Here is a 26030-nt window from a genome sequence, read left to right as displayed (position 1 = left end):
GTCATAAAATTATTAAGTAAAGCCTTGAAACTCAAGGCTTACATACTTTTTAATTTTTAATGGGGCTGTTTGTGCTAACAGCCCCATTGTATATTATTTCTTAGGTATAATTAAATATATTTTAAACATGTCTCCTTCAACTTCTATTTTTATACTTCCATCATGTAATTCCACTATACTTTTAGTTATTGCTAAGCCCATTCCAGATCCTTCTACTGCTGAATTTCTAGACTTATCTGCTCTTGCGAATCTTTCAAATATATCTTTTGTATTAAAGCCCATTTCATAATTAGAAATATTCTTAAAGGAAACCTCTACTAAGTTATCTTTTGAATTTATATCTATATATACTCTAGTGTTATTTAATGAATATTTTAATGCATTAACTATTAGATTTTCAAAAACTCTGGACATTAGCTTTCCATCTAAATCTAATATTATCTCTTCCTCATTACTAGTTACCTTAAATTCTATATTCTTTTCTTCATATAAATTTGAATATTCACCAACACCTTGATGAACTAAAGATACTATATCTATTTCTTCTTTTTCTATTTTCATCTTGCCACTATTTAGTTTAGATGCTTCAAATAAATCTTCTATAAGACTTTTTAATCTCTTTGAGTTTCTATCTAGTATTTGTAAATAGTCTTTTCTTTCATCTTCAGTTATATTTGGATCATTTAATATATTTACATAGTTTATTATGGATGTTAATGGTGTTTTTAAGTCATGAGAAACATTAGATATTAATTCTGTTTTAAGCTTTTCATTTCTTATTTGCTCATTTAAAGCAATCTTATACCCATCTTTTATTTGATTTATATTTTGAACTAATTCCTTAACTTCTCTTTCACCAATATTTTTTAAGTTATATTCAAGATCTCCTGAATTTATCTTTCTTAATCCATCATTTATAATTGATATATCTAAACTCTTCTTCAAAGAATATAATACGCATACTAGAGGTATTAATATTAATATCAAAGTTCCCTTAAAGGGATACCTAGTAAGGAATGTAACTAATACATTTTGATTCCTTATACCAGCTATAAGGTATAAGTACACTATAATTACTCCTGCAGCTCCTCCAAAGGATATCATTATTTTATTTCTTGTATTCCTATATTTAAATCCATATCTTAGCACAAAAAATAACCTCTTCAACACTTTTATTTCTAAATGAATATTATTACTATTAAAAATTAGATTAAATACAATTTTTATTAAAAGCAAAATAGATACTACACTGGCTAATATCATTATTTTCGCAGTTAATGATTCAGTCCTTATTAAATAATCATAGGCATCTGGATTTTTATAGTATATTTCTATATACTTATCTATATTTTTCATATTTACCTTATCTTCAGAACTCATTACATAGTAATTATACTTATCTTTATTATCCAACCTAACTGATGATAAACCTATTTCTTTTAAATATGAATTTATATTATCCTCTAATAGAGCAACATTAGTATAATATGGAGATAATACATTAGCTAATTTAGGATCATCTGTAGTAAAGTCTCCAGTTTCTTTATTTATTAACACATAAAATATTTCATCATAATAATAATAGTTTTCTTGTAAATATTGATTTTCATATTCTATAGCGCTTATATCCTCTAAATTATTGCTGTTATTATATATATACTCTGATATTACTCTACTTTCATAATAAATCATTGACTCTATATATTTATTCTTATTAAAAAGAGCATCAAAAGTACCAGCACCAATTTTAGCTGCACTATCATTAAATGCATTATAATATCCTGTAACTAAAGTTAATACTAATATTACCAGGGTTAAAATTTCTACTCCCCATATACCTGTTACATATTCTTTAATTTTCTCTCTCAATTTTATACCCAACTCCCCACACTACTTTTATATATTCTGGGTCCTTTGTATTTATTTCTATCTTTTCTCTTATTCTTCTTATATGAACTGTTACTGTATTTTCACTTCTATAAAATGGCTCTTCCCATACTTTTTCATATATTTCTTTAATAGAAAAAACTCTTCCTAAATTAGATGCAAGTAGCTGAAGTATCTTAAATTCAGTTGCAGTTGCTTTAATTTCTTCTCCTCTTAAGTATATAGTTTTTTCCTTATTATTTATAACAAGATCCTTTACCTCAATGATATCAGGGCTTTCATTTTCTAGTTCTAATGGCTTTTGATATCTTCTTAGTTGAGATTTTACTCTTGCTACTAATTCTAAGTGATTAAATGGTTTTGCTATGTAATCATCAGCTCCAACATTAAGCCCTAATATTTTATCACTATCTTCACCCTTAGCTGATAGCATTATTATAGGTAAATTTCTTTTTTCTCTTATTTTTAAACAAGTTTTGATACCATCCATTCTTGGCATCATTATATCTAATACTATTAAATGAATCTTTTCTTTATCTAATATTTCTAAAGCTTCAATACCATCTTGAGCCTTAAATACTTTCATTCCTTCTCCTCTTAAATATATGTCTATAGCATCTCTGATTTCTTTTTCATCATCTACTACTAAAACATTGAACATATAAAAACACCCCTTGAATTATATTATCTTATAATTATAATAGCTTATATTGCTGATTTTTACTAAGTATAAAAATTACATTTTTATTAAAATACTAAGTTAATAAAGTTTTCGTTAACATATCGTTAAGTTTGGTATATAATCTTGAGTGTACGTTCTACTAATTTTTAAGGAGTTTAAAATGTTTCAAAAAGTCTCAATCAATAAACACATGGTACTAGATTTTATTTTCATTTTTATAGGATGTATAATTGCTTCTCTTGGAGTTAATTTATTCCTAGTTAATGCACAATTACTTAGTGGAGGCGCTACAGGTATAGCACTTATTCTACAATACATGTTTAATGTATCTTCTGGTATAACTGTATTTATAATTAACATTCCTTTATTTTTTGTTAGTTATAAAATGCTAAATAAAAAATTCACTTTATATTCTGCTGTTGGTATGATGTCACTATCTCTTTCCTTAATCATTACTGAACCACTCTCAAAACTAGTAAGGGTAGATGATGTTTTACTTTATTGTATCTATGGTGGTGTTTTATGTGGATTAGGTTATGGATTAGTATTCTCTAGAAATGGTTCTACTGGTGGTACTGATATTATCACAATGGTTCTTAGAAAAAAGTACTCTAATCTAGATATAGGTAGCCTTAGCTTTTCTTTAAACTGCGTTATAGTATTTATTGGAGCTTTAATATTTGGACTACCCAAAGCCTTATATACATTAATCTCTATGTTTGTTCAAAGCATTGTGGTAGATAAGGTTATTAATGGATTCTATAGCAAAAAGCTTTTATTAATATTAACAGATAAAGAACAAGATATTATCGAATATGTTATTAAAGATATGAATAGAGGTGTTACTTCTTTAATTTCTGAAGGTGAATACACTCATGAGCTTAGAAAGATGCTTTACATAGCTGTTACCTCATCTCAACTAGTAAGATTAAAAAAGAAAATTTTGAGAATAGATCCTAAGGCCTTTATAACTATAATAGATGTTTCTGAAGTTAACGGCAAAGGCTTCCATAAGATTTAAATATATAACTAAAACTATAGCTATATTGTGCTCAGTTCTCCGTCGCAAGCTCCAAGTCGACTTTCGCATCAATATAGCTATAGTTTTTTATTATAATTTAAATTACACACACTCGCCCTACTAAAGGAAAAAATTCAGACGAGCTGAATTTCTGTGTTAATTATAACTTTTATATTTAAATTATACTTTAGCTCCAAGTCACCCTACCGCATTAATATGTATAATTTTTTTTGTATAAATTTAAATTGTAAACATCACCTACTGAAGGAGGAATTCAGACAAGCTGAATTTCGGTGTTAATTTTAACTCTTGTATTAAATTTATACTTTAGCCAAGTCGACTTTCGCATCAATATAGCTATATGTTTGCTTCGAGCTTGATTTCAATATTACTTTTAACTTTATATAGACTTTTTCAAGTTGTTGTATCGTAATATTAAATAAAGGGCTGTCTCACAATGTAAACTAATAAAAAACTCCCGAAGGAGTTTCAAAAAGAAATTAATGATGTAATTCTTACGGAATTACATCATTAATTATTAATTGTTAATTATTAATTGCCAATTGTCCTCAGGTATTCTTCTTGTCCTACTTTGTATAGATTAATTCCTTTTGAGTCTATTATTACTGTTAAAGGCATATCTTTTACTTCCATTTTTCTTATTGCTTCTGTCCCTAGATCTTCGTATGCAATTATTTCTGAAGCTACTATAGACTTCGATATTAATGCTGCTGCTCCTCCTATTGCTCCTAGATAAACTGCTTTATTTTTTATTATAGAATTTATAACTGCTTCATTTCTAGCACCTTTTCCTATCATGGCTTTAAGTCCTAAATCTAATAGCTGTGGTGAATAATCATCCATCCTATAGCTAGTTGTAGGTCCTGCTGAGCCTATAACTTGTCCTTCTTTTGCTGGAGTAGGTCCAACATAATATATAACAGCATCTCTAACATCTATAGGTAGTTCTTTTCCTTCTTCTAATAATTCTATTAATCTTTTATGAGCAGCATCTCTTGCTGAATAAATAATTCCTGATAATAATATACTATCTCCTGCTTTTAAATCTTTAATCTTCTCGTATGTTAATGGTGTAGATAATTTTATTTCCATACTCATATCCCCTTATATTATTTCTTCTTTATGTCTAGTTGCATGACAGCTAATATTAACAGCTACAGGCAATCCAGCTATATGGGTTGGATATGTTTCTATATTTAGACCTATTGCAGTAGTTTTACCTCCAAAGCCTTGTGGCCCTATTCCTAGTCTATTAAAGTCTAAAAGTAACTCTTCTTCTAAATCAGCATAAAACTTATTTTTATTTTTACTATCAATAGGTCTTATTAAAGCTTTCTTTGATAGGTATGCTGCTTTTTCAAAAGTTCCTCCTATACCTACTCCTACTATCATTGGTGGACATGGATTTGGACCTGCATCCTTAACAACCTTAACAATAAAATCCTTTACTCCTTTAAGTCCATCTGAAGGTTTTAGCATCTTTATTTGACTCATATTTTCAGATCCAAATCCTTTAGGTGCCACCGTAATCTTTAATTTATCTCCTGGTACTATTTCATAATGTATTATTGCAGGTGTATTGTCTTTAGTATTTAATCTATCTATAGGATCTTTTACAATTGATTTTCTTAGATATCCTTTATCATATCCTCTTCTTACACCTTCATTAATTGCATCTTCAAGATTTCCACCAACAATATGTACATCTTGACCTACCTCTAAAAATACACATGCCATTCCTGTATCTTGACATATTGGCATACTTTCACTTTTTGAAATTTCTGCATTTACAATTATTTTATCAAGAATATCTCCAGCTAGTGTCCATGTTTCCTCTTCCTTTGCTTTGTTTAAAGCATCAAAGACATCTTTAGATAAATTATAGTTTGATTCTATGCATAGCTTTTCTACAACTTCTTCAATTTTTTTAATATGAACTTCTCTCATTAGCCTACCCCTTTTATAAAAATACTGTTTAATCAATTGAACTATATTGATATTTTAACATAATTTTCTATAACTGTTGGGGTAATTTCACAAAGTAGTTTCACTTATTCTCTAACCTACTTTTCATCATATAATAATACTTAATTCACTAATTATTTTTTATTTCCTCAAAATACTTATTTATTCCCCAGGAAATTCCCTTAACTATTGAATTTTGATGTTCTTCTGTTTGTAACCTTTTTTCTTCATCAGGATTAGATAAAAATCCACATTCAAGTAATATTGAAGCTCCTTCATATTTATCTCTTAAAATTAAATAGGCATCCCCAGCAGGCTTAGAAACTCTCTTATTGCCATCATTAGCACTTTCCTTTATTCCTTGTTGAACATTATCTGCGAGCTTTTTACTTACTTCATTTGAACTATGCCATACTTGTGCTCCATAACATTTAGCCTCTGGAAACATATTTTGATGTATTGATATAAAAACATCGCATTTAGTCTCAGCCTTCATATCTCTTCTTTTCTTTAAGTCTTCTCTTTTCTTTTCTCTAATAGTTTTACCAGTATTACCTAGGTCTTCATCAGATTCTCTAGTTAAAAAAACTATATACCCTTGCTCTTCTAAGTTTTCTTTAAGCCTTAGACTTATTTGAAGATTTATATCTTTTTCTATAGTTCCAGCTTTTGACTTAGCTCCTCCATCAAATCCTCCATGCCCTGGATCAATTAATATTATTTTTTTATTCTCATCAGCCTTTACACTAATAGGTGTAATAAAGATTGATATTATTAACATTAATAAGCAAACAAAATTAAACTTCTTCATAACTTTCCTCCATTTTTAAATTTATAAGCTTATTATGTCCATTTTTCTTTTACTTAATAATAAAAATTAAAATGTAAAATAGAAATTCTTATTCCATTAACTTTATATAAGACTCTTATTAAATTTTTATTTTAATTATTAAAAGAGCCACCTAAAAAGGCAGCTCTTAACTAACTATTCTCTATAACACTTTCAGATATATTCATTGCATGGTCACCAACTCTTTCTAGATTACTTAATAAATCTAGATATATAGCCCCTGCATATGCATTACAAGTTCCATCATATAATCTCTTAATATGAAGTTCTCTATATTTCTTTTGCATTCTGTCTAATTCAGATTCAATTGCATCTACGCTCTTTGCCTTATTTACATCTTTAGTTGCATAACTATCTATTGCTACTGATAATGATTCTAAAGCCTTATCATAAACCTTATGTATCTGCTCTATAGCTTGCTCACTATAACCTAATTTCTTATTAATTTTTTGTTGAGTTAAATCAGCAATATTTTCAGCGTGATCTCCAATTCTTTCTATATCATTAATAACATGGAATGTTGCTGCTACTATACTTAATTCTTTATCAGATAATTCACATTTTGAAAGCTTAACTAAGTATGTAGTAATAGCTTCATTTAATGTATTTATTACAGTTTCATTTTCATATACCTTTTGAATTAATTTTTCATCATTTTTTTCAAAAGCCTCTAATGATAATGCTAAACCTTTTTTCGCTTTTTTAGCCATTCTTAATGTCTCTTTAGCCACTTGTCCTGCTGCTATTACAGGAGTTTCAAGTAATCTATCATCTATGTATTTAGGACCTGGTCTATCCTCTTCCTCATCCTCTGGAATAATTCTATTAACTATCTTAATTAAGAATCCTGTTAATGGAAGCATAATTGCTGTATTCACAACATTAAATACTGTATGTGAATTTGCTATTTGTCTACTTACATCTCCTGGACTTATAGTAGATACTACATCACCTAATAATCCACTTACTAGAACTGGAATGAATATTAATGTACCACCTAAATTGAATATTAAATGTAATAATGCAGCTTTATGTGCAGTTTTACTAGTTCCAACTGTTGCAAGCATAGCTGTAACACATGTACCTATATTACATCCAAATACTATTGGAAGGGCTTGTGTTATATCTATAGCTCCTGCTGTTGCTAAAGCTACTAATATACCTGTTGTTGCTGATGAACTTTGAAGTACTGCTGTAATAAGTGCTCCAGCTAGTATTCCAAGATACCACTTATCACCTACAGTTGCTAAAATTTCATTAAATATAGGTGAAGCTGTTAATGGTTTCATAGCTGCGCTCATTTGTCCCATTCCAACAAATAAAATACCAAAGCCTAATATAATACTTCCAATATCTTTTCTCTTTTTCTTTTTTGCAAACATTACTATAAATGCTCCAACAAAAACGAATAAAGGTGCTATTTGATCTAGCTTAAATGCTACTAGCTGAGCTGTTATTGTAGTACCTATATTAGCTCCCATAATAATTCCTGCAGCTTGTGCTAAATTCATAAGTCCTGCATTAACAAAACCTACTACCATTACAGTTGTTGCACTACTACTTTGAATAACTGCTGTAACTATAGCTCCTACTATAACTGCTATAACTGGATTTCTAGTTACTTTTTCTAAGATAGATTTAAGTCCATCCCCTGCAGCATTTTCTAGACCATCCCCCATGATCTTCATTCCATAGATAAATAGCCCTAAGCCACCAAGTAACTTTATAATAACCATTAATGATTCCAAAGTTATTCTCCTTTTCAACATTATTTTTACAAACTAAGTTTACATTATTTTTTAACATTTGTTAAGTAATTAAACTTATTTTTAACATGATTTTAATATATGATTCTATGGTTTTACAATTTTAATTATTAATTTAATATTTTTACTTTCTTTTTATAACAATTTTTATTTATATTATTTTAATATTGCAAAATTCTACATTTCTATTTCTATTGATTTTAACATAAAAATCTATTATATAATAAGTTCATAAATAGGTCTTATTATATAATAGATCCTTTCAATATAAGCTAATTCAATTTCATAATAAGGCAATATTATTAATAATTATTTCTCAGTCTATATAAGTACTTTTATATAGGCTTTTAATACTATCTACTATTATGCCCTAATTATATATAATATATAGATTCTAGTATTTTGTCATACTAAAATCCCACTACAAATTTTGCTAATTAATCAGCTAATTTCTATTTCATTGAGTATAATTATTTATAACTTTTACAATAACATTTCTAGTGGTACCATAATTTAAAGTATATCACTAAAACCCCTTTTCAGAGTAATAGAAAAAATCCCACAACCATAATGATTGTGGGATTTGTAAAGTTCCAAATATTATCTCTTTGAGAATTGAGGAGCTCTTCTTGCTTTCTTAAGACCGTATTTCTTTCTTTCTTTCATTCTTGGGTCTCTAGTTACGAATCCAGCCTTCTTTAATTCTGGCTTTAAGTTTTCGTCAGCTTTGATTAAAGCTCTAGTGATTCCGTGTCTTATTGCTCCAGCTTGACCTGTGAATCCACCACCGTGAACGTTAACTAAAACGTCGAATCTGTCCTTAGTTCCAGTTAAAACTAATGGTTGATTAACGATCATTCTTAAAGTTTCTAATCCGAAATAATTTTCGATATCTCTTTTATTTATAACTACTTTACCATTTCCAGGTACAAGTCTAACTCTTGCTATTGATTTTTTTCTTCTTCCAGTTCCCATGTATTGAACTTTTGCCATTTTTATTCCTCCTCCCGAGCATGTATTAGTACTTTAATTCAAGTACTTCTGGTTGTTGAGCATCATGTCCGTGCTCAGTACCTCTGTATACTTTTAATTTTTTAAGCATTTTTCTTCCTAAAACACCTGTTGGAAGCATTCTTCTTACTGCTTCTTCGAAAGCGAATTCAGGCTTCTTAGCTAATACTTCTCTGTATGGAGTTTCCTTTAATCCACCTGGATATAAGCTGTGCTTTCTCATTAATTTTTGGTCTAACTTCTTACCAGTTAAAACCACCTTTTCAGCATTGATTACGATAACGAAATCTCCGCAGTCAACATTTGGTGTAAATGTTGGCTTATTTTTTCCTCTTAAAATTGAAGCAACTTGGCTAGCAACTCTTCCTAGTGGCTTACCAGCAGCATCAACAACATACCATTTTCTTTCAACTTCTTGCGCCTTAGCGATGTATGATTTCATGTTTTTCCCTCCCTGAACTTACATTTGTGCTTTACTTCTTAAGTACTGCTTTTATGTCAAGACCCGGGGCTAGTGGATCTTATATACATAAATTATTCTAACAAACATTAATAATTATAATACACGCATACGGGTGTGTCAATGTTTTTATTTTATTATTTTTATAGTTTTTTTATTTTTTTAATAGTAAACTTCTTCTAATATTAATCCATTAGCAGGAACACAATTTCCGGCTTTTTTTCTATCCTTACTATCAATTATATCTTTAATTTTACAAGGTTTTATCTTGTTATTTCCAACCATAATTAGTGTACCTACTATTATTCTTACCATATTGTAAAGAAAACCATCACCTGTAACATAAATTTTTATTATATCCCCACTATGCTCTATATGTAAGTCTGTAATAGTTCTTACAGTAGTTTTAACTGATCCTCCACTACTTTTAAAAGCATTGAAGTCATGAGTCCCAATAAAATACTTGCAAGCTTCTTCCATAGCTTCAGTATTCAACTTTTTCTTTACATGATAATAATAATTTCTATATATAGCTGAAGGGACATCTCTATTTATAATTGAATAAGAGTATGTTTTACCTTTAGCACTATATCTTGAATGAAAATCATCAGATACCTCTTCTGATTTTAATATTACTATATCTTCTGGAAGCCTATAGTTTAATGCCTCCCTAAACTTATTAGAAGGAATTGTACTTTCAGTTTTAAAGTTAGCTATAAAACCTTTTGCATGAACTCCAGAATCTGTTCTAGAGCTTCCTGTTACCTCTACCTCTTCTTTTATAAGTTCTTCTATTGCCCTTTCAAGAGTACCTTGTATAGTTTCCCCTATCTTTTGTTTTTGCCAACCTTGATAGTTAGTACCATCATACTCTAAAGTAAGTTTTATATTTTTCATATTTGTTTCACCTTCATATATATGTTTCAGTAAATAACATACAGTTAAGTCTTATAAAATTATACGTAATAATAAGTTTAGAATAAATCGCATCAATTTAAAGCATCGATTTTTAATTTTTATATATGTTGCTAACTAAAATTCTTATGTTAAATATTTTTATGACAAAATATAAATTAATAAAAAGTAGAATTTTTTATTACAACTTATATATTTTACAATACAAATCTTACTGCTATGCTTCCTATAAATAAAACTGAGAATAAAGCAAAGGCTATTGCATCTTTATTAGTAAACTTTAATTCCTTCATTCTAGTTCTACCAGCCCCACCTCTATATGCTCTTGATTCCATAGCCATAGCTAATTCATCCGCTCTTCTAAATGAGCTTATAAATAGAGGCACTAGTAATGGGATTAAACTCTTAGCTTTTTGTATTAATCCACCACTTTCAAAATCTGCTCCTCTTGCCTTTTGCGCCATCATTATTTTATCTGTTTCATCCATTAATGTAGGAATAAATCTTAATGCTATTGTCATCATCATTGCAAGCTCATGAGCCATTTCTTTTCCTATTGGTCTAAGTAATCTCTCTATTCCATCTGTTAACTCTATTGGAGAAGTAGTTAATGTTAATACTGATGTTCCCATAATTAAGAATATTAATCTTAAAGCCATAAACCCAGCTGTTGTTAACCCTTCTGTATAAACTTTTATAAATCCAATTTCAAATAATAAAGTATCTGCTGTTCCCTTAATCATAAAAATATTTAATACTGCTGTAAATATTATAAGGAAAAATACAGGTTTAAGCCCTTTATATAAATATCTTGGTGGTAATTTTGCCACATAAACTGTTAGAACTAAAAAAGCAACTATTAATATATATCCCACGAATTTATTAACTAAAAATAAAGATACAATAAATAGGATAGATAATAGTATTTTTGTTCTAGGATCTAACTTATGGACAAAGGTTTCTCCTGGTATATATTGACCTATAGTTATGTCTTTTATCATTTTCTATCCCCCTATTTATTAGTTTCCTTTAAGATTCTTAATAATTCTTCCTTGCCCTTACTAATAGTGTACACTTCATCTGAAACATTAAAACCTTTTTCTCTTAATGCCCTCATAAGATAAGTTACTTGTGGCACAGCAAGACCTATACTTTCTAAGGTATCGACTTCTTTAAATACTTTAGCAGGTGAACCTTCTAATTGAACTTTACCTTTGTTCATTACTATTATTCTCTCAGCTAGTTTACCTACATCTTCCATACTATGACTTACAAGAACTATAGTCATCTTGTAAGTATCATGAAGAGTTTTTATTTGAGCTAATATATCATCTCTACCTTTAGGATCTAGCCCTGCTGTAGGTTCATCTAAGATAAGTACTTTGGGCTCCATAGCTACTACCCCTGCTATAGCCACTCTTCTCTTTTGTCCCCCACTTAAATCAAAAGGTGATTTATGTCTATATGTTTCGTAATCTAAACCAACCATCTCCATAGACCTTTTAACTCTTCTTGTTATTTCTTCTTGATCTAGTCCTAAATTCCTTGGACCATATTCTATATCCTTTTCTATAGTTTCTTCAAATAATTGATATTCAGGATATTGAAATACTAAACCTACTTTTTTTCTTATATCTGTAAGCTTTACTCCATCCTTAGTTATATCTACTCCATCTACTATAATTCTTCCAGAGCTTGGCTTTAAAAGCCCATTCATATGTTGAATTAATGTTGATTTTCCTGAGCCTGTATGTCCTATTAGAGCAACAAACTCTCCTTCTTTTATCTCAATATTTACATCATCTAAAGCCACTTTTTCAAAAGGTGACTTAGGCATATAAACATGTACTAAATTCTCTATCTTAATTGACATAACGCATCCACCATCTCATCTACATTTAATATATTTGTATCTATATTTATACCACTATTTTTTAATTCATAGCATAATTCAGTCACTTGAGGAACGTCTAAACCTATTTCCTTCATTTCTTTCACATTAGAAAATACTTCTCTTGGCTTACCTTCTAATATTACTTTGCCTTCATCCATTACTATTACCCTATCAGCTTGTGCTGCTTCATCCATATAATGTGTTATAAGAACAATAGTTATACCATACATCTCGTTAATTTCTTTTATATTCTTTAAAACTTCTCTTCTTCCTGATGGGTCAAGCATTGCAGTAGGTTCATCAAATATTATACACTTAGGTTTCATTGCTAATATTCCTGCAATAGCTATCCTTTGCTTCTGTCCGCCTGAAAGTAAATGTGGTGCATGTCTTCTATATTCATACATTCCAACTTTTTTTAAACTTTCATCTACTCTTTTCCTTATTTCTTCTGGTTCAACTCCAAGATTTTCAGGCCCAAATGCTACATCTTCTTCAACTATCGTTGCTACTAATTGGTTATCTGGATTCTGAAAAACCATACCAGCTCTTGATCTTATTTCCCATAAATTCTTTTGATCTTTAGTGTCTAATCCATCTACAATAACAGTTCCATCAGAGGGTATTAAAAGAGCATTCATATGCTTAGCAATAGTTGATTTTCCTGATCCATTATGACCTAATACTACTAAGAATTCTCCCTTTTCAACTTCAAAGCTTACACCATTAACGGCATACTTTTCTTCCTCTCCCTCAACTGCTCTATATTTAAAAGATACATTCTCACACTTCACCATTGCTTCTTTCATAATATAGCCCTCCTTCTCTTATTAAGCATTATATAAAAACTTAAATAGTGTATATACATTAACATAAGAATATTATAATACACATTTCATTAATTACAATTAGTTTACATTAATTTTTTAAGCTCTTATATTATATTTAATTTTCTATATGCAAAAATGGGGACTAAGCTTTATACTTAATCCCCCCTTTATATTATACTAATTCAAGTATAACAACTTCTGCTCCGTCCCCTCTTCTAGGGCCTTTTTTGTACATTCTAGTGTATCCACCGTTTCTTTCAGCGTACTTTGGAGCAACATTGTCAAATAGGTTTTGAACTACTTCTTCTTCATGAACAAATGCTAAAACTTGTCTTCTAGCGTGAAGGTCACCTCTTTTTGCTAAAGTGATCATCTTTTCAGCTAACTTTCTAGTTTCCTTAGCTCTTGTTTCAGTTGTTTCAATCTTACCATGCTTTAAAAAGCTTGTAACAAGGCTTCTTAGCATAGCTCTTCTTTGGTCAGTAGGACGACCTAATTTACGATAACCTGCCATATGGATTTACCTCCTTACTCATCGTTTAGTCTTAATCCTAAGCCTAATTCCTTAAGCTTTCTTTCGACTTCCTCTAAAGATTTCTTTCCTAGATTTCTTACCTTCATCATGTCATCCATAGACTTTCCAGCAAGTTCTTGAACTGTATTGATTCCTGCTCTCTTTAAACAGTTATATGATCTAACTGATAAATCTAGCTCTTCTACAGTCATCTCTAGTACTTTCTCTTTCTTATCTTCTTCTTTTTCTATCATAATTTCTACATCATTAGTACTATCTCCTAATGACATAAATAACTTAAAGTGTTCTATAAGTATTTTTGATGATAAGCTAATAGCTTCATCAATTTTAATAGTTCCATTAGTCCAGATTTCTAATGTTAACTTATCGTAGTCAGTAATTTGACCAACTCTTGTATTTTCAACAGTAAAGTTAACTCTCTTAACTGGAGTATATATTGAGTCTACAGCAATAGCTGATAATGGAAGGTCTTCACTCTTATTTTTATTTTGAGTAACATATCCTCTTCCTCTATTAACTGTTATCTCCATGTATAACTTACCATTCTCATCTAATGTAGCTATATGAAGATCTTTGCTTACAACTTCAACGTCTCCGTCAGTTTTAATATCTGCACCTGTAACTACTCCTGGTCCTTGAGCATCTATATATATTGTCTTTGGACCTTCACCATTCATTATTAATGCTAAAGCTTTTATGTTTAAGATTATTTCTGTAACATCTTCTTTAACACCTTGTACAGTAGAAAATTCGTGTAGTACTCCATCAATTTTTACTGATGTTGGAGCTGCACCAGGAAGTGATGATAAAAGTATTCTTCTTAGAGCATTTCCAAGTGTAATACCATATCCTCTTTCTAATGGTTCAACTACATATTTACCATAAGTACCATTTTCATTTGCTTCTATACATTCAATTATTGGCTTTTCTATTTCTAACATGCACAAACCCTCCTTATATTATAAATGGCAACATTATTCTGAGGGCAACTGCTTATATATTTGTATTGTAAGATAAATCTTAACAATACAAATACTAAACTATTACTTGCTGTATAACTCAACGATAAGAGTTTCGTTAACTGGTACGTCAATGTCTTCTCTTGCTGGTTCAGCTATAACTTTTCCTGAATAATTTTCAACATTTGCTTCTAACCACTTTGGTAATGTCTTTGGATTTTCTATAAATGTCTTGAATTTTTCAGTTCCTCTGCTCTTTTCTGCAACTAATATTTCATCGTTAACAGAAACTTTGTATGAAGCGATATCTACTTTCTTACCATTTACTAAGAAATGTCCATGGTTAACTAATTGTCTAGCTTCAGCTCTTGAAGCACCATATCCTAGTCTATAAACAACGTTATCTAATCTCATTTCTAGTAACTTAAGTAAGTTTTCACCTGCAATACCCTTCATATGATCAGCCTTTTCATAGTAACTTCTGAATTGGCCTTCTAATACTCCGTATATTCTTCTAGCTTTTTGCTTTTCTCTTAATTGTACGCCATAGTTAGATAATTTTTTCTTAGCTGCTCCATGTTGTCCTGGTGCATAACTTCTTCTAACAAAAGCACATTTATCTGTGAAACATCTATCCCCTTTAAGGAATAATTTCATACCTTCTCTTCTACATAATCTACATGTAGCTCCAGTATATCTTGCCATTAATTACACCTCCTATATGAATACTAGACTCTTCTTCTCTTTGGTGGTCTACATCCGTTATGTGGGATTGGAGTAACATCTTTAATTAGAGTTACTTCTAATCCTGCTGCTTGTAAAGATCTGATTGCTGCTTCTCTTCCAGCACCAGGTCCCTTTACGTATACTTCTATACTTTTTAATCCATGTTCCATAGCTGCTTTAGCTGCAGTTTCTGCTGCCATTTGAGCTGCGAATGGAGTACTTTTTCTTGATCCTCTAAAGCCTAGAGCTCCTGCACTTGACCATGATAAAGCATTACCTGCCGCATCAGTCAAAGTAACTATTGAGTTATTGAAAGTTGATTTGATGTGTGCAGCACCATGCTCAATATTCTTTCTTTCTTTTCTTCTTCTAGTCTTTTTAACCTTTTGAGCCATCGAATTCCCTCCTCACTACTTCTTCTTATTTGCGATAGTTTTCTTTGGACCTTTTCTAGTTCTAGCATTAGTCTTAGTCTTTTGTCCTCTAACTGGAAGACCTTTTCTATGTCTGATACCTCTGTAACATCCAATTTCAACTAATCTCTTAATATTTAAAGCAACTTCTCTTCTTAAGTCACCTTCAATTGTTAATGTTTTTACAAATTCTCTTATCTTAGTTACTTCATCTTCTGAAAGATCCTTAACTCTTGTGTCAGGATTAACTCCTGTTTCTGCTAAAATCTTTTGAGAAGTAGAAAGTCCTATTCCGTATATATATGTTAGACCTATTTCAACTCTTTTTTCTCTTGGTAGGTCTACGCCTGAAATTCTTGCCATTAAAACTTACACCTCCTGATATTGAAATGCATACAACTTTAATTATATGTGTATATTTATATAATAAAATCCTAGGTCAGTAGAGCTTTCCTCTACTGTCAGCCGCACCTAAAATCTTTATGCTTGATTTAAATGCCTATATAATCATATTTGACTTTAACTGAAAAGTCAATAATATTTACATAGTTAAATTATTCTTTTTGCCTATACTGTAACTGTATTAGCCTTGCTTTTGCTTGTGCTTAGGATTTTCACAGATAACCATTACTTTTCCTTTTCTTCTTATAATCTTGCACTTTTCGCAAATAGGCTTAACTGATGGTCTTACTTTCATCGCTAACCCTCCTTGTAATACTTAGTGGTGATACCACTGTTTTATTTAGCTCTCCATGTAATTCTACCTCTAGTTAAATCATACGGAGAAAGCTCTATTGTAACCTTGTCTCCAGGTAGAATTCTAATGAAGTTCATTCTTAATTTTCCTGATATATGTGCTAGAATTTTGTGACCACTCTCTAGTTCAACTTGGAACATAGCATTTGGTAATGACTCTAGTACAACACCTTGCATTTCTATTACATCATCTTTTGACATAAGGTAATCAACCCTCCTTAACAATGCCTTTAAGTTTTAGAAATCTTTTTATTTTTAAATCAGTACCTCTATCCTTTAATATGATAGATTCTTTAATCTCATCATCTACATCCTCTAAAACACTTATATGTTTTAAATTCTTCTGTTTAGGCATCTGAACTGTTTTAGTGCTCCCATTACTAAGGATTGCATATCTATCACCTAAATGCCCTATTACAACATATAAGTGATCTTTATCTCTTCCTGTTTTTGAAAGAACTACTTTCCCAATTAAGTCATTGTTTTGCAAACTTTTCACCTCAATGATTACCTTAGTCATAAATCTACAAGCCACCCTTTGGTATCATGCGAATTTATAACTAAGCAACACCTCTATTAAATCAGTGTTAATATTTCGGGTCCATCTGGTAAAATAACAATTGTATTTTCGTAGTGTGCAGATAAACTTCCATCCCTAGTTACTACAGTCCAATCATCATTTAAAGTTTTCACTTTATAATCCCCTGCATTAACCATAGGTTCAATGGCTAGGGCCATTCCCTTTACTAATCTCGGTCCCTTTCCAGGCTTACCGAAATTAGGTACCTCTGGATCTTCGTGTACTACTCTACCTATACCGTGTCCTACGAAATCTCGTACTACAGAGAAACCATGTGATTCTATGTAGCTTTGTATTCCATGTGATATATCAGTAAGTCTGTTGTCAACTTTAGCATATTCTATACCTTTAAAGAAACTTTCTTTAGTTACTTCTATTAACCTTCTAGCTTCTTCACTTATATTTCCTACACCAAAAGTTCTGGCAGCATCACCGTGAAAGCCATTTAAATATGCTCCACAGTCTACACTAATTATATCTCCATCTTTTAATGCATAACCTCCTGGGATCCCATGAACTACTTGCTCGTTAACAGATATACATAGTGAAGCTGGAAAATCATATAGACCTTTAAATGAAGGTCTTGCTCCATGCTTAGTTATAAATTCTTCTGCTATTCTATCTAATTCAGCAGTAGTTATTCCTGGCCTTACTTTTTCTTCAATCAGTAGTAGTGTTTCCGCTACTATTTTACCTGCTTCCCTCATTAGGTTTATTTCTTTGTCGTTTTTAATAAAAATCATTATTAAAGACTCCCTAAGATGTTACAGATACTTTCAAACACTTCGTTAATAGCTTGTGTTCCATCTACTGTTGAAAGTAAGTTTCTTTCTTTATAAAAATCAATCAGTGGTTGTGTTTGTCTCTCATACACATCAAGTCTTTCAGATACAGTTTCTTCTGTATCGTCTTTTCTTTGGATTACATCACTTCCGCAAACATCACATTTACCTTGTGCTGTTGGTGGGTTAAACTTAATATGATAGCTAGCTCCACATGATGGACATACCCTTCTTCCAGTCATTCTTTCTAGAATGAAACCAGTAGGTACTTCAATTAATAAAGCTGTATCTAAGTCTTCATTTCTTGAATTTAAAAATTCTTGAAGAGCTTCAGCTTGATTAACTGTCCTTGGGAAACCATCTAATAAGTATCCATTCTTACAGTCATCTTGTTGTAACCTATCTTTTACCATATTTATAGTAACTTCATCAGGTACTAGTTGACCTTTATCGATGTGCTTCTTAGCTTCTATTCCTAAAGGAGTATTTTCAGAAATATTCTTTCTAAATATATCTCCTGTAGAAATATGTGGTATTGAGTATCTATTACTAATTGATTTTGCCTGTGTTCCCTTACCTGCTCCAGGAGGACCTAATAATACTATCTTCACGGGCATCATCTCCATTATTAATCTATTTTAAGAATCCTTGATAGTGTCTCATTACTAATTGTGAATCTAATTGTCTTGAGAAATCAAGCCCAACACCAACCATAATTAATAATGATGTACCACCAAATTGTATTCCTTGTAAACTAGTATTTGCAATTAATATTGGTAGTACTGCTAGTAAAGCTGCAAATACTCCTCCAACTAGTGATACTTTTGTAAGTACCTTTTCAAAATGCTTTTCTGTTGCTTCTCCCGGTCTTATTCCTGGTACAAAACCTGCTGATTTATTAAGATTCTCTGCCATTTCATCAGGCTTAAATGTAATTTGTGTGTAGAACCAAGTAAAGAATATAGTTAATAATGCATAACATACTGGATACATCCAAGTAGTTTCATTGAACATACTATATTTACTTGTAACAACACTTTGTACCCAAGTAACATTTGGGAAAAATTCTGCAATTGTCTTAGGGAACATCATAACTGACATAGAGAATATTATCGCTATAACAGCTGACCCTATAATACTTAAAGGAATGTGAGTGCTTTGACCCTTCATCACTTTAGATCCTACTGCTTTACCGGCATATTGTACTGGAATTCTTCTCTCTGCTAATGAGAAGAATACACATAAACCTAGTAAGATAATTGCGAATGCAACAAATAATAAAATTCCTATTATAGTAATTTTCCCTTGATCCTCTAATGTAAATAATGACATTAAAGTAACAGGTAACTGAGATACTATATTTACGAATATTAATATGGATATACCATTTCCAAATCCTTTAGCTGTGATTTGATCTCCAAGCCACATACAGAATGTTGATCCTGCAACTAATGCCACTAAAACAACTAGCATTTCTGGCCAAGACATTCCTACTGTAGCACCCTTAGCTGCTACCATACTGTATGTTCCAAAAGCAAGAATAAATCCTATTACAATAGATAATATCCTTGTAATCTTTTGAATCTTTTTCCTTCCATCTTCACCTTCCTTTGAAAGTTGCTCTAATGATGGAATTGCTATAGTTAATAATTGAACTATAATTGAGGCATTAATATAAGGTGTAACACTTAAAGCAAATATACTAAATTGTCTAAATGCTCCTCCTGATATTAAATCATAAAAACCAAATATTGTACCACTTGAAGCTAAACTATTTAAAACATCTGTGCGAATTCCAGGAACAGGAATATGGGTTCCTATCCTGAAAATTGCAACTAAAAATATAGTCCATAAAAATCTCTTTTTTAATTCGGGAACCTTCCAGGCATTACGTAGGGTTGATAGCATACTAAATCACCTCAACTTTTCCTCCAGCTGATTCTATCTTTTCAGCCGCTGATTTTGAGAACTTACATCCTTTAACAGTTAGGCTCTTCTCTAGTACACCATTTCCTAAAATCTTAACTCCGTCTTTTACCTTACTGATAACTCTTCTTTCAAGTAAAACTTCCGGTGTAATTTCAGTTCCATTTTCAAATATATTTAATCTGTCAACATTGATGCTAACATATTGCTTAGCAAATATATTTGTGAATCCTCTCTTAGGAAGTCTTCTATATAATGGCATTTGACCACCTTCAAATCCTGGTCTTACTCCGCCACCTGATCTAGCCTTTTGGCCTTTTTCACCTTTTCCAGCATTTCTACCTAAACCTGAACCAGTACCTCTACCAACTCTTTTAGGAGCCTTCTTACTTCCAGCTGCTGGTTTTAATTCATGAAGTTTCATTACTCAATGCACCTCCTCTTATTAAACTTCTTCTACTTTTAGTAGATAGTTAACCTTATTAATCATTCCTCTGATTTGAGGAGTTTCTTCATGTTCTACTGTCTTACCGATTTTTTTAAGTCCAAGGGCATTAGCAGTAGCAATATGGTCTTTTTTTCTTCCAATTAAACTCTTAACAAGAGTAACTTTAATTTTTGCCATTGCGATTCCCTCCTAACCTAAAATTTCTTCTACAGTTTTGCCTCTTAATTTAGCTATATCCTCAGCTGTTCTTAAGTTTGCTAAACCGTTAATAGTAGCACTTACCATATTTTTTGGATTGTTTGAACCTAATGACTTAGCTCTAACATCCTTTAATCCTGCTAATTCTAATACAGATCTTGCTGGACCTCCAGCGATAACTCCTGTACCTTCCTTAGCTGGCATTATAAGAACCTTACCAGTTCCGAATTTTCCATATATTTGATGAGGAACAGTTGTTCCAACTATAGCAACACTTACTAAGTGTTTCTTAGCGTCTTCTATTCCTTTTTTAATTGCTTCTGGGATTTCTATTGACTTACCCATTCCAACGCCTACGTGTCCGTTTTCGTCACCTACAACTACTAAAGCGCTGAATCTGAAGTTTCTACCACCCTTAACAACCTTAGTTACTCTGTTTATGCTAACAACCTTTTCCTTAAGGTCTAGTGTGCTAGGATCGATTCTCATGTATTTCCCTCCTTGTTTATTAGAATTTTAAGCCTGCTTCTCTTGCAGCCTCAGCTAAAGATTGAACTCTTCCGTGATATACGTATCCACCTCTATCGAATACTACTTCTGATATTCCTTTTTCTAAAGCTTTCTTTGCTATTAATTCACCAACTAATTTAGCTGCTTCTTTGTTTCCGCCTGATTTAACTTCTACAGTCTTATCTAAGCTTGAAGCTGCAACTAATGTTACTGCATTAACATCATCTATAATTTGAGCATATATATTTTTTTCACTTCTATATACTGAAAGTCTTGGTCTTTCAGGAGTACCAGAAATTTTCTTACGTACTCTTAGGTGACGTCTTTCTCTACTAGCTTTTCTGTCTACCTTTTTAAACATAAAGGTTTCACTCCTTTCTATTATTTCTTACCAGTTTTACCTTCTTTACGTCTGATTACTTCGTTATCATACTTAACTCCCTTACCCTTATATGGTTCAGGCTTTCTCCATGATCTGATATCAGCCGCAGCAGCTCCAACTTTTTCTTTATCTATTCCCTTAACAACAACTTTAGTTGCAGCTGGAGTTTCGAAAGTAACACCTTCGATTGGTTCTATTTCAACTGGATGTGAATATCCTAAGTTCATTACAAGTTTCTTTCCTTGTAATTGAGCTCTGTAACCAACACCAATTAGTTCTAAGCTCTTTTCAAATCCTTTTTCTACTCCAATTACCATGTTATTGATTAATGCTCTAGTTAATCCGTGAAGAGCTCTGTGCTCTTTTTGATCGCTAGGTCTAGTAACAACAACTTGATTGTTTTCTACTGCTATATTCATGTCTTTGTTCATAGCTTTAACAAGTTCGCCCTTTGGACCCTTAACTGTAACAACATTATCTGCTGAAACAGCTACAGTTACGCCTGCAGGTATAGTTATAGGTAATCTACCTACTCTTGACATAATCGCACCTCCTGTTTTACTTGTTCTTATATATGTTAATCTAGTTACTTTCTAATTTGGAATTACCAAATGTAGCAAACTACTTCTCCGCCTAATCCAGCTTTTCTTGCTTCTCTATCAACTAATAAACCATTAGATGTAGATATTATAGCAACTCCTAGTCCGCTTAACACCTTTGGAATTTCATCTTTCTTGCAGTAAACTCTTAAGCCTGGTTTAGATATTCTCTTTAAACCAGTTATAACTCTTTCTTTATCTGCTCCATATTTAAGAGATATTCTAAGCATTGGAACAACACCATCGTTATATTCCTCTAATTCTTTAATGTATCCCTCTTGTAATAATATATTTGCAATAGCCTTCTTCACGTTTGATGAAGGTACTTCTACTACTTCATGTCTAGCAGCATTTGCGTTTCTAACACGAGTCAGCAAATCTGCGATAGGATCTGTCATAACCATTTAATGTGCCTCCTTTCACTAAATCAGTTTCTTACCAACTTGCTTTCTTACAACCAGGGATTTGACCCTTGTAAGCAAGTTCTCTAAAACATATACGGCATATACCAAATTTCTTTAATACTGAGTGTGGTCTTCCACATAGTCTGCATCTTGTATAAGCTCTTGTTGCATATTTTGGTTCTTTTTTCCACTTTTCAATAATAGCCTTACGTGCCACGGTTTTCCCTCCTTATTATTGAGCGAATGGCATACCAAGGAATCTTAATAATTCTCTTGCTTCTTCGTCAGTGTTAGCTGTAGTTACGAAGATAATATCCATTCCTCTAACCTTATCGATTTTATCGTATTCAATTTCTGGGAATATTAATTGCTCTTTAACTCCTAGTGAGTAGTTTCCTCTTCCATCGAAAGATTTGCTTGAAACTCCTCTGAAGTCTCTAACTCTTGGAAGAGCAATTGCCATTAATTTATCAGCAAATTCATACATCTTTGCTTTTCTTAATGTAACCTTACATCCTAAAGCCATTTGCTCTCTTATCTTAAAGTTAGCAACTGATTTCTTTGCTCTTGTTAAGATTGGCTTTTGACCTGCAATAATACTTAAATCATTAACTGCAGCTTCTAATATTTTTTGATTGTCCTTAGCTTCACCAACACCCATGTTGATAACTATCTTTTCAAGCTTTGGAACTTGCATTATATTCTTATATCCAAACTTTTCGATCATAGCTGGAATTACTTCTTTTTGATACTTTTCTTGAAGTCTTGTTGTCATAATTTAGTACCTCCTTTCAGATTCTAGAATGTTTCTCCGCACTTCTTACAAGCTCTAACTTTAGTACCATCTTCTAATATCTTGTTACTAATTCTTGTAGCGTTTTTACACTTTGTGCAGTATAACATAACTTTTGAGCTATAGATAGCTCCTTCTTTTTCTATTATTCCGCCTTGAGCATTAGCTCTACTTGGCTTTTGGTGCTTTTTAACTATATTAACTCCTTGAACGATAACTTTACCTGTCTTAGGATATACTTTTAAAACTTCACCAGTCTTTCCTTTGTCTTTACCGGAAACAACTACAACTGTGTCATTCTTTCTAACATGTACTTTCAAATGAGACACCTCCTCCATTATAGAACTTCAGGTGCTAATGATAAAATCTTATTAAATTCGTTATCTCTTAGCTCCCTTGCAACTGGTCCGAAGATACGAGTTCCTCTTGGTTGCTTGTCATCCTTTATAATAACTGCTGCATTTTCATCAAACTTAATGTATGAACCATCAGCTCTTCTTAATCCTTTTACTGATCTTACTATAACAGCTTTTACAACGTCTCCTTTTTTAACAACTCCGCCTGGTGTTGCACTTTTAACGCTAGCAACTATTACGTCTCCAATGTTACCGAACTTTCTCTTAGATCCGCCTAAAACTCTTATGCACATGATTTCCTTTGCACCTGAGTTATCTGCTACTTTTAGTAAGGTTTGTTGTTGTATCATTGAATTACCCTCCTTTCAGACTTAAAGCCTATTTAGCTTTTTCAACTATTTCAACAAGTCTCCATCTCTTATCCTTAGATAATGGTCTAGTTTCCATAATTAAAACTCTATCATTAATTTTAGCTTCATTGTTTTCATCATGAGCTTTAAACTTAGTTGTTCTGTTAACTGTCTTACCATATAATGGATGTCTAACCTTAGTTTCAACAGCAACAACGATAGTCTTATCCATTTTATCTGAAACAACTCTACCTATTCTTTTCTTTCTTAATCCTCTTTCCATTAAGAGTTACCTCCTTTCAGATTTACTGCTCGAAAGCCCTTATCTCTTCTTCTCTTAAGATGGTTTTGATTTGGGCTATAGATTTCTTTACTTCTCTAATTCTCATAGGATTTTCTAATTGACCTGTAGCTAATTGGAATCTTAAGTTGAATAACTCAGCCTTAAGGTCATTTAATTTAACCTTTAAATCTTGAGGAGCATTTGCTCTTAATTCTTTTAGTTCTCTAGCCTTCATTATTCTTCACCACCCATTTCCTCAAAATCTCTTCTTGTAACGAACTTACACTTTACAGGAAGCTTGTGTGATGCAAGTCTCATTGCTTCTCTTGCAACTTCTTCATTAACTCCTGATAATTCAAATAAAACTCTACCAGGTTTAACTACTGCTACCCAGTACTCTGGTGAACCTTTACCTGAACCCATTCTTGTTCCAGCTGGTTTCATAGTAACTGGCTTATCTGGGAAAATCTTTATCCAAAGTTTTCCTCCTCTTCTGATATATCTGTTTATAGCAATTCTGGCAGATTCAATTTGATTACTTGTTATCCATCCGCAGTTCATTGCTTGGATACCAAAATCTCCGTATGCAAGGAAATTACCTCTTGTAGCTTTTCCCTTCATTCTACCACGTTGTACCTTACGATGCTTAACTCTCTTAGGCATTAACATGACTAATTCCTCCTTTCTTACTTATGCGTTAGCTTCTTCCTTCTTTTCAACTTTTTTAGTTGGAAGAACTTCTCCATTATAAACCCAAACCTTTACGCCGATCTTTCCATAAGTTGTATCAGCTTCAGCAAATCCATAATCGATATCTGCTCTTAAAGTTTGTAGTGGAATTGTTCCCTCATGATATTGTTCAGTTCTAGCTATTTCAGCTCCACCTAATCTACCTGAGCAAGCAGTTTTAACACCTTTAGCTCCAAGTCTCATAGCTCTTTGGATACTTTGCTTCATAGCTCTTCTGAATGATACTCTTTTTTCTAATTGAGCAGCAATGTTTTCTGCCATTAATTGAGCATCAGCTTCTGCATTCTTTACTTCAACTATATTGATTATTAAATTCTTCTTTTCAACAATTTTAGCTAACTTAACTTTTAAAGCTTCTATTCCTGATCCACCTTTACCGATGATAACACCTGGTTTAGCAGTATATATATTTAATTTAACTCTCTTAGCAGCTCTTTCTATTTCAATCTTTGAAATACCAGCTGAGAAAAGTTCCTTCTTTACGAATTCTCTTATTTTGTTATCTTCGATTAAGTTGTCTGCGAAATTCTTCTTTGAAGCATACCACTTAGCATCCCAATCTTTGATAACTCCTACTCTAAGTCCGTGAGGATGTACTTTTTGACCCACTTGTTTTCCCTCCTTCTTTCTAAGCTCTTTCTTTAACTACAAGTGTTATATTACTTGTTCTCTTGTTAATTCTAAATGCTTTTCCGTGATCCATTGGTCTGAATCTCTTAAGTGTTGGACCTGCACCAACATATGCTTCTGCTACATATAATCTTTCTACATCCATTTCGTGATTATTTTCCGCATTAGCAACAGCTGACTTTAAAACCTTGTTTATTGCAACAGCTGCTTCTTTTGGAGTATATTGTAGAATAGCGAAAGCCTCTTGAATATTTTTTCCTCTTATTAAATCAAGAACTACTCCTACTTTAGTTGGAGACATTCTAACATATTTAGCTATAGCTCTAGCTTCCATTTATGTTCCTCCTT

Annotated in this window: 39 protein-coding genes; 1 reads left to right on the top strand and 38 read right to left on the bottom strand. The window is 31.7% G+C overall.

Annotation, left to right across the window (positions count from 1 at the left end; all coding sequences use genetic code 11):
• Nucleotides 1-93: 93 nt before the first annotated feature.
• Both E5347_RS09880 and E5347_RS09875 read right to left on the bottom strand, forming a co-directional pair.
• Nucleotides 94-1869, bottom strand: coding sequence for a sensor histidine kinase (locus E5347_RS09880; protein WP_136006920.1), 1776 nt, complete (start codon nucleotides 1867-1869; stop codon nucleotides 94-96).
• Nucleotides 1853-2548, bottom strand: a complete 696-nt coding sequence (locus E5347_RS09875; RefSeq protein ID WP_136006918.1) for a response regulator transcription factor — start codon at nucleotides 2546-2548, stop codon at nucleotides 1853-1855. Before E5347_RS09875 ends, E5347_RS09880 begins: the two co-directional genes overlap by 17 nt.
• A gap of 181 nt (nucleotides 2549-2729) precedes the next feature.
• On the opposite strand from E5347_RS09875, the gene E5347_RS09870 reads away from it, so the two are divergent.
• Nucleotides 2730-3590, top strand: a complete 861-nt coding sequence (locus E5347_RS09870) for a YitT family protein (protein ID WP_136006916.1) — start codon at nucleotides 2730-2732, stop codon at nucleotides 3588-3590.
• Between the two features lie 552 nt (nucleotides 3591-4142).
• Here E5347_RS09870 and E5347_RS09865 read toward each other — a convergent pair.
• The 36 genes from E5347_RS09865 to rplV form a co-directional block, all read right to left on the bottom strand.
• Nucleotides 4143-4703 (bottom strand): Fe-S-containing hydro-lyase, encoded by a 561-nt coding sequence (locus E5347_RS09865; RefSeq protein WP_136006914.1) that lies wholly within the window; start codon nucleotides 4701-4703, stop codon nucleotides 4143-4145.
• Nucleotides 4704-4715: 12 nt separating this feature from the next.
• Nucleotides 4716-5558: a fumarate hydratase gene (locus tag E5347_RS09860; protein WP_136006912.1), complete on the bottom strand. Its 843-nt coding sequence runs from the start codon at nucleotides 5556-5558 to the stop codon at nucleotides 4716-4718.
• Nucleotides 5559-5706: 148 nt separating this feature from the next.
• Complete coding sequence (gene cwlD, locus E5347_RS09855) at nucleotides 5707-6387, bottom strand: N-acetylmuramoyl-L-alanine amidase CwlD (RefSeq protein ID WP_136006910.1); 681 nt, start codon at nucleotides 6385-6387, stop codon at nucleotides 5707-5709.
• Between the two features lie 170 nt (nucleotides 6388-6557).
• Nucleotides 6558-8174, bottom strand: a complete 1617-nt coding sequence (locus E5347_RS09850) for a Na/Pi cotransporter family protein (protein WP_136006909.1) — start codon at nucleotides 8172-8174, stop codon at nucleotides 6558-6560.
• 618 nt (nucleotides 8175-8792) lie between these two features.
• Nucleotides 8793-9185, bottom strand: coding sequence for a 30S ribosomal protein S9 (rpsI, locus tag E5347_RS09845; protein WP_136006907.1), 393 nt, complete (start codon nucleotides 9183-9185; stop codon nucleotides 8793-8795).
• A gap of 25 nt (nucleotides 9186-9210) precedes the next feature.
• A complete protein-coding gene (gene rplM, locus E5347_RS09840) occupies nucleotides 9211-9645 on the bottom strand; it encodes a 50S ribosomal protein L13 (protein WP_136006905.1) in 435 nt (144 codons plus the stop codon).
• Between the two features lie 180 nt (nucleotides 9646-9825).
• On the bottom strand, nucleotides 9826-10560 hold the full coding sequence (gene truA / locus E5347_RS09835) for a tRNA pseudouridine(38-40) synthase TruA (RefSeq protein ID WP_136006903.1): 735 nt from the start codon (nucleotides 10558-10560) through the stop codon (nucleotides 9826-9828).
• Nucleotides 10561-10775: 215 nt separating this feature from the next.
• Nucleotides 10776-11579: an energy-coupling factor transporter transmembrane component T family protein gene (locus tag E5347_RS09830; RefSeq protein ID WP_136006901.1), complete on the bottom strand. Its 804-nt coding sequence runs from the start codon at nucleotides 11577-11579 to the stop codon at nucleotides 10776-10778.
• 11 nt (nucleotides 11580-11590) lie between these two features.
• Nucleotides 11591-12451 (bottom strand): energy-coupling factor transporter ATPase, encoded by an 861-nt coding sequence (locus E5347_RS09825; protein ID WP_136006899.1) that lies wholly within the window; start codon nucleotides 12449-12451, stop codon nucleotides 11591-11593.
• Nucleotides 12436-13281, bottom strand: a complete 846-nt coding sequence (locus E5347_RS09820) for an energy-coupling factor transporter ATPase (RefSeq protein WP_136006896.1) — start codon at nucleotides 13279-13281, stop codon at nucleotides 12436-12438. The genes E5347_RS09825 and E5347_RS09820 overlap by 16 nt, the downstream gene beginning before the upstream one ends.
• A gap of 193 nt (nucleotides 13282-13474) precedes the next feature.
• On the bottom strand, nucleotides 13475-13816 hold the full coding sequence (rplQ, locus tag E5347_RS09815) for a 50S ribosomal protein L17 (RefSeq protein ID WP_136006894.1): 342 nt from the start codon (nucleotides 13814-13816) through the stop codon (nucleotides 13475-13477).
• Between the two features lie 14 nt (nucleotides 13817-13830).
• Entirely contained in the window at nucleotides 13831-14778 is a 948-nt protein-coding gene (locus E5347_RS09810; protein ID WP_136006892.1) for a DNA-directed RNA polymerase subunit alpha, read from the bottom strand.
• Between the two features lie 102 nt (nucleotides 14779-14880).
• Nucleotides 14881-15501 (bottom strand): 30S ribosomal protein S4, encoded by a 621-nt coding sequence (gene rpsD / locus E5347_RS09805; protein ID WP_136006890.1) that lies wholly within the window; start codon nucleotides 15499-15501, stop codon nucleotides 14881-14883.
• Between the two features lie 23 nt (nucleotides 15502-15524).
• A complete protein-coding gene (rpsK, locus tag E5347_RS09800) occupies nucleotides 15525-15917 on the bottom strand; it encodes a 30S ribosomal protein S11 (protein WP_136006888.1) in 393 nt (130 codons plus the stop codon).
• 15 nt (nucleotides 15918-15932) lie between these two features.
• A complete protein-coding gene (rpsM, locus tag E5347_RS09795; RefSeq protein ID WP_136006886.1) occupies nucleotides 15933-16298 on the bottom strand; it encodes a 30S ribosomal protein S13 in 366 nt (121 codons plus the stop codon).
• Nucleotides 16299-16518: 220 nt separating this feature from the next.
• Entirely contained in the window at nucleotides 16519-16632 is a 114-nt protein-coding gene (gene rpmJ, locus E5347_RS09790) for a 50S ribosomal protein L36 (RefSeq protein ID WP_016205879.1), read from the bottom strand.
• 41 nt (nucleotides 16633-16673) lie between these two features.
• On the bottom strand, nucleotides 16674-16892 hold the full coding sequence (gene infA, locus E5347_RS09785) for a translation initiation factor IF-1 (RefSeq protein WP_136006884.1): 219 nt from the start codon (nucleotides 16890-16892) through the stop codon (nucleotides 16674-16676).
• A 7-nt stretch (nucleotides 16893-16899) separates the two neighbouring features.
• On the bottom strand, nucleotides 16900-17211 hold the full coding sequence (locus E5347_RS09780; protein ID WP_136006882.1) for a KOW domain-containing RNA-binding protein: 312 nt from the start codon (nucleotides 17209-17211) through the stop codon (nucleotides 16900-16902).
• 56 nt (nucleotides 17212-17267) lie between these two features.
• Nucleotides 17268-18014, bottom strand: a complete 747-nt coding sequence (gene map / locus E5347_RS09775; protein ID WP_136006880.1) for a type I methionyl aminopeptidase — start codon at nucleotides 18012-18014, stop codon at nucleotides 17268-17270.
• Between the two features lie 2 nt (nucleotides 18015-18016).
• Nucleotides 18017-18664: an adenylate kinase gene (locus E5347_RS09770; protein ID WP_136006878.1), complete on the bottom strand. Its 648-nt coding sequence runs from the start codon at nucleotides 18662-18664 to the stop codon at nucleotides 18017-18019.
• 22 nt (nucleotides 18665-18686) lie between these two features.
• Nucleotides 18687-19961, bottom strand: coding sequence for a preprotein translocase subunit SecY (gene secY, locus E5347_RS09765; protein WP_136006876.1), 1275 nt, complete (start codon nucleotides 19959-19961; stop codon nucleotides 18687-18689).
• A gap of 1 nt (nucleotide 19962) precedes the next feature.
• Nucleotides 19963-20403, bottom strand: coding sequence for a 50S ribosomal protein L15 (gene rplO, locus E5347_RS09760; protein WP_136006873.1), 441 nt, complete (start codon nucleotides 20401-20403; stop codon nucleotides 19963-19965).
• A gap of 21 nt (nucleotides 20404-20424) precedes the next feature.
• Entirely contained in the window at nucleotides 20425-20604 is a 180-nt protein-coding gene (rpmD, locus tag E5347_RS09755) for a 50S ribosomal protein L30 (protein WP_136006871.1), read from the bottom strand.
• A 12-nt stretch (nucleotides 20605-20616) separates the two neighbouring features.
• Nucleotides 20617-21114: a 30S ribosomal protein S5 gene (rpsE, locus tag E5347_RS09750; RefSeq protein WP_136006869.1), complete on the bottom strand. Its 498-nt coding sequence runs from the start codon at nucleotides 21112-21114 to the stop codon at nucleotides 20617-20619.
• Nucleotides 21115-21133: 19 nt separating this feature from the next.
• Entirely contained in the window at nucleotides 21134-21496 is a 363-nt protein-coding gene (gene rplR, locus E5347_RS09745) for a 50S ribosomal protein L18 (RefSeq protein ID WP_136006867.1), read from the bottom strand.
• 20 nt (nucleotides 21497-21516) lie between these two features.
• A complete protein-coding gene (gene rplF, locus E5347_RS09740) occupies nucleotides 21517-22059 on the bottom strand; it encodes a 50S ribosomal protein L6 (protein ID WP_136006865.1) in 543 nt (180 codons plus the stop codon).
• A gap of 62 nt (nucleotides 22060-22121) precedes the next feature.
• Entirely contained in the window at nucleotides 22122-22520 is a 399-nt protein-coding gene (gene rpsH, locus E5347_RS09735; protein WP_136006863.1) for a 30S ribosomal protein S8, read from the bottom strand.
• A 31-nt stretch (nucleotides 22521-22551) separates the two neighbouring features.
• Nucleotides 22552-22737, bottom strand: coding sequence for a type Z 30S ribosomal protein S14 (locus tag E5347_RS09730; RefSeq protein WP_136006861.1), 186 nt, complete (start codon nucleotides 22735-22737; stop codon nucleotides 22552-22554).
• Nucleotides 22738-22752: 15 nt separating this feature from the next.
• The gene (rplE, locus tag E5347_RS09725) at nucleotides 22753-23295 is read right to left on the bottom strand and encodes a 50S ribosomal protein L5 (RefSeq protein ID WP_136006859.1); all 543 of its coding nucleotides are present in this window, start codon (nucleotides 23293-23295) and stop codon (nucleotides 22753-22755) included.
• A gap of 23 nt (nucleotides 23296-23318) precedes the next feature.
• Nucleotides 23319-23633, bottom strand: coding sequence for a 50S ribosomal protein L24 (gene rplX / locus E5347_RS09720; protein ID WP_136006857.1), 315 nt, complete (start codon nucleotides 23631-23633; stop codon nucleotides 23319-23321).
• Between the two features lie 17 nt (nucleotides 23634-23650).
• Entirely contained in the window at nucleotides 23651-24019 is a 369-nt protein-coding gene (rplN, locus tag E5347_RS09715; RefSeq protein ID WP_136006854.1) for a 50S ribosomal protein L14, read from the bottom strand.
• A 28-nt stretch (nucleotides 24020-24047) separates the two neighbouring features.
• Entirely contained in the window at nucleotides 24048-24302 is a 255-nt protein-coding gene (gene rpsQ, locus E5347_RS09710) for a 30S ribosomal protein S17 (protein WP_066889849.1), read from the bottom strand.
• Between the two features lie 22 nt (nucleotides 24303-24324).
• A complete protein-coding gene (gene rpmC / locus E5347_RS09705) occupies nucleotides 24325-24537 on the bottom strand; it encodes a 50S ribosomal protein L29 (RefSeq protein WP_136006852.1) in 213 nt (70 codons plus the stop codon).
• Complete coding sequence (rplP, locus tag E5347_RS09700) at nucleotides 24537-24971, bottom strand: 50S ribosomal protein L16 (RefSeq protein ID WP_136006850.1); 435 nt, start codon at nucleotides 24969-24971, stop codon at nucleotides 24537-24539. The genes rpmC and rplP overlap by 1 nt, the downstream gene beginning before the upstream one ends.
• Before the next feature lie 21 nt (nucleotides 24972-24992).
• The gene (gene rpsC, locus E5347_RS09695; protein ID WP_136006849.1) at nucleotides 24993-25661 is read right to left on the bottom strand and encodes a 30S ribosomal protein S3; all 669 of its coding nucleotides are present in this window, start codon (nucleotides 25659-25661) and stop codon (nucleotides 24993-24995) included.
• A gap of 19 nt (nucleotides 25662-25680) precedes the next feature.
• On the bottom strand, nucleotides 25681-26016 hold the full coding sequence (rplV, locus tag E5347_RS09690) for a 50S ribosomal protein L22 (RefSeq protein WP_136006847.1): 336 nt from the start codon (nucleotides 26014-26016) through the stop codon (nucleotides 25681-25683).
• Nucleotides 26017-26030: the final 14 nt, after the last annotated feature.

The organism is Clostridium sartagoforme, from assembly GCF_004794105.1.
GTDB lineage: Bacteria > Bacillota > Clostridia > Clostridiales > Clostridiaceae > Clostridium > Clostridium sartagoforme_B.
Note: the sequence above shows the minus strand (reverse complement) of the source record. Positions and strands in the feature narration are given on the sequence as shown.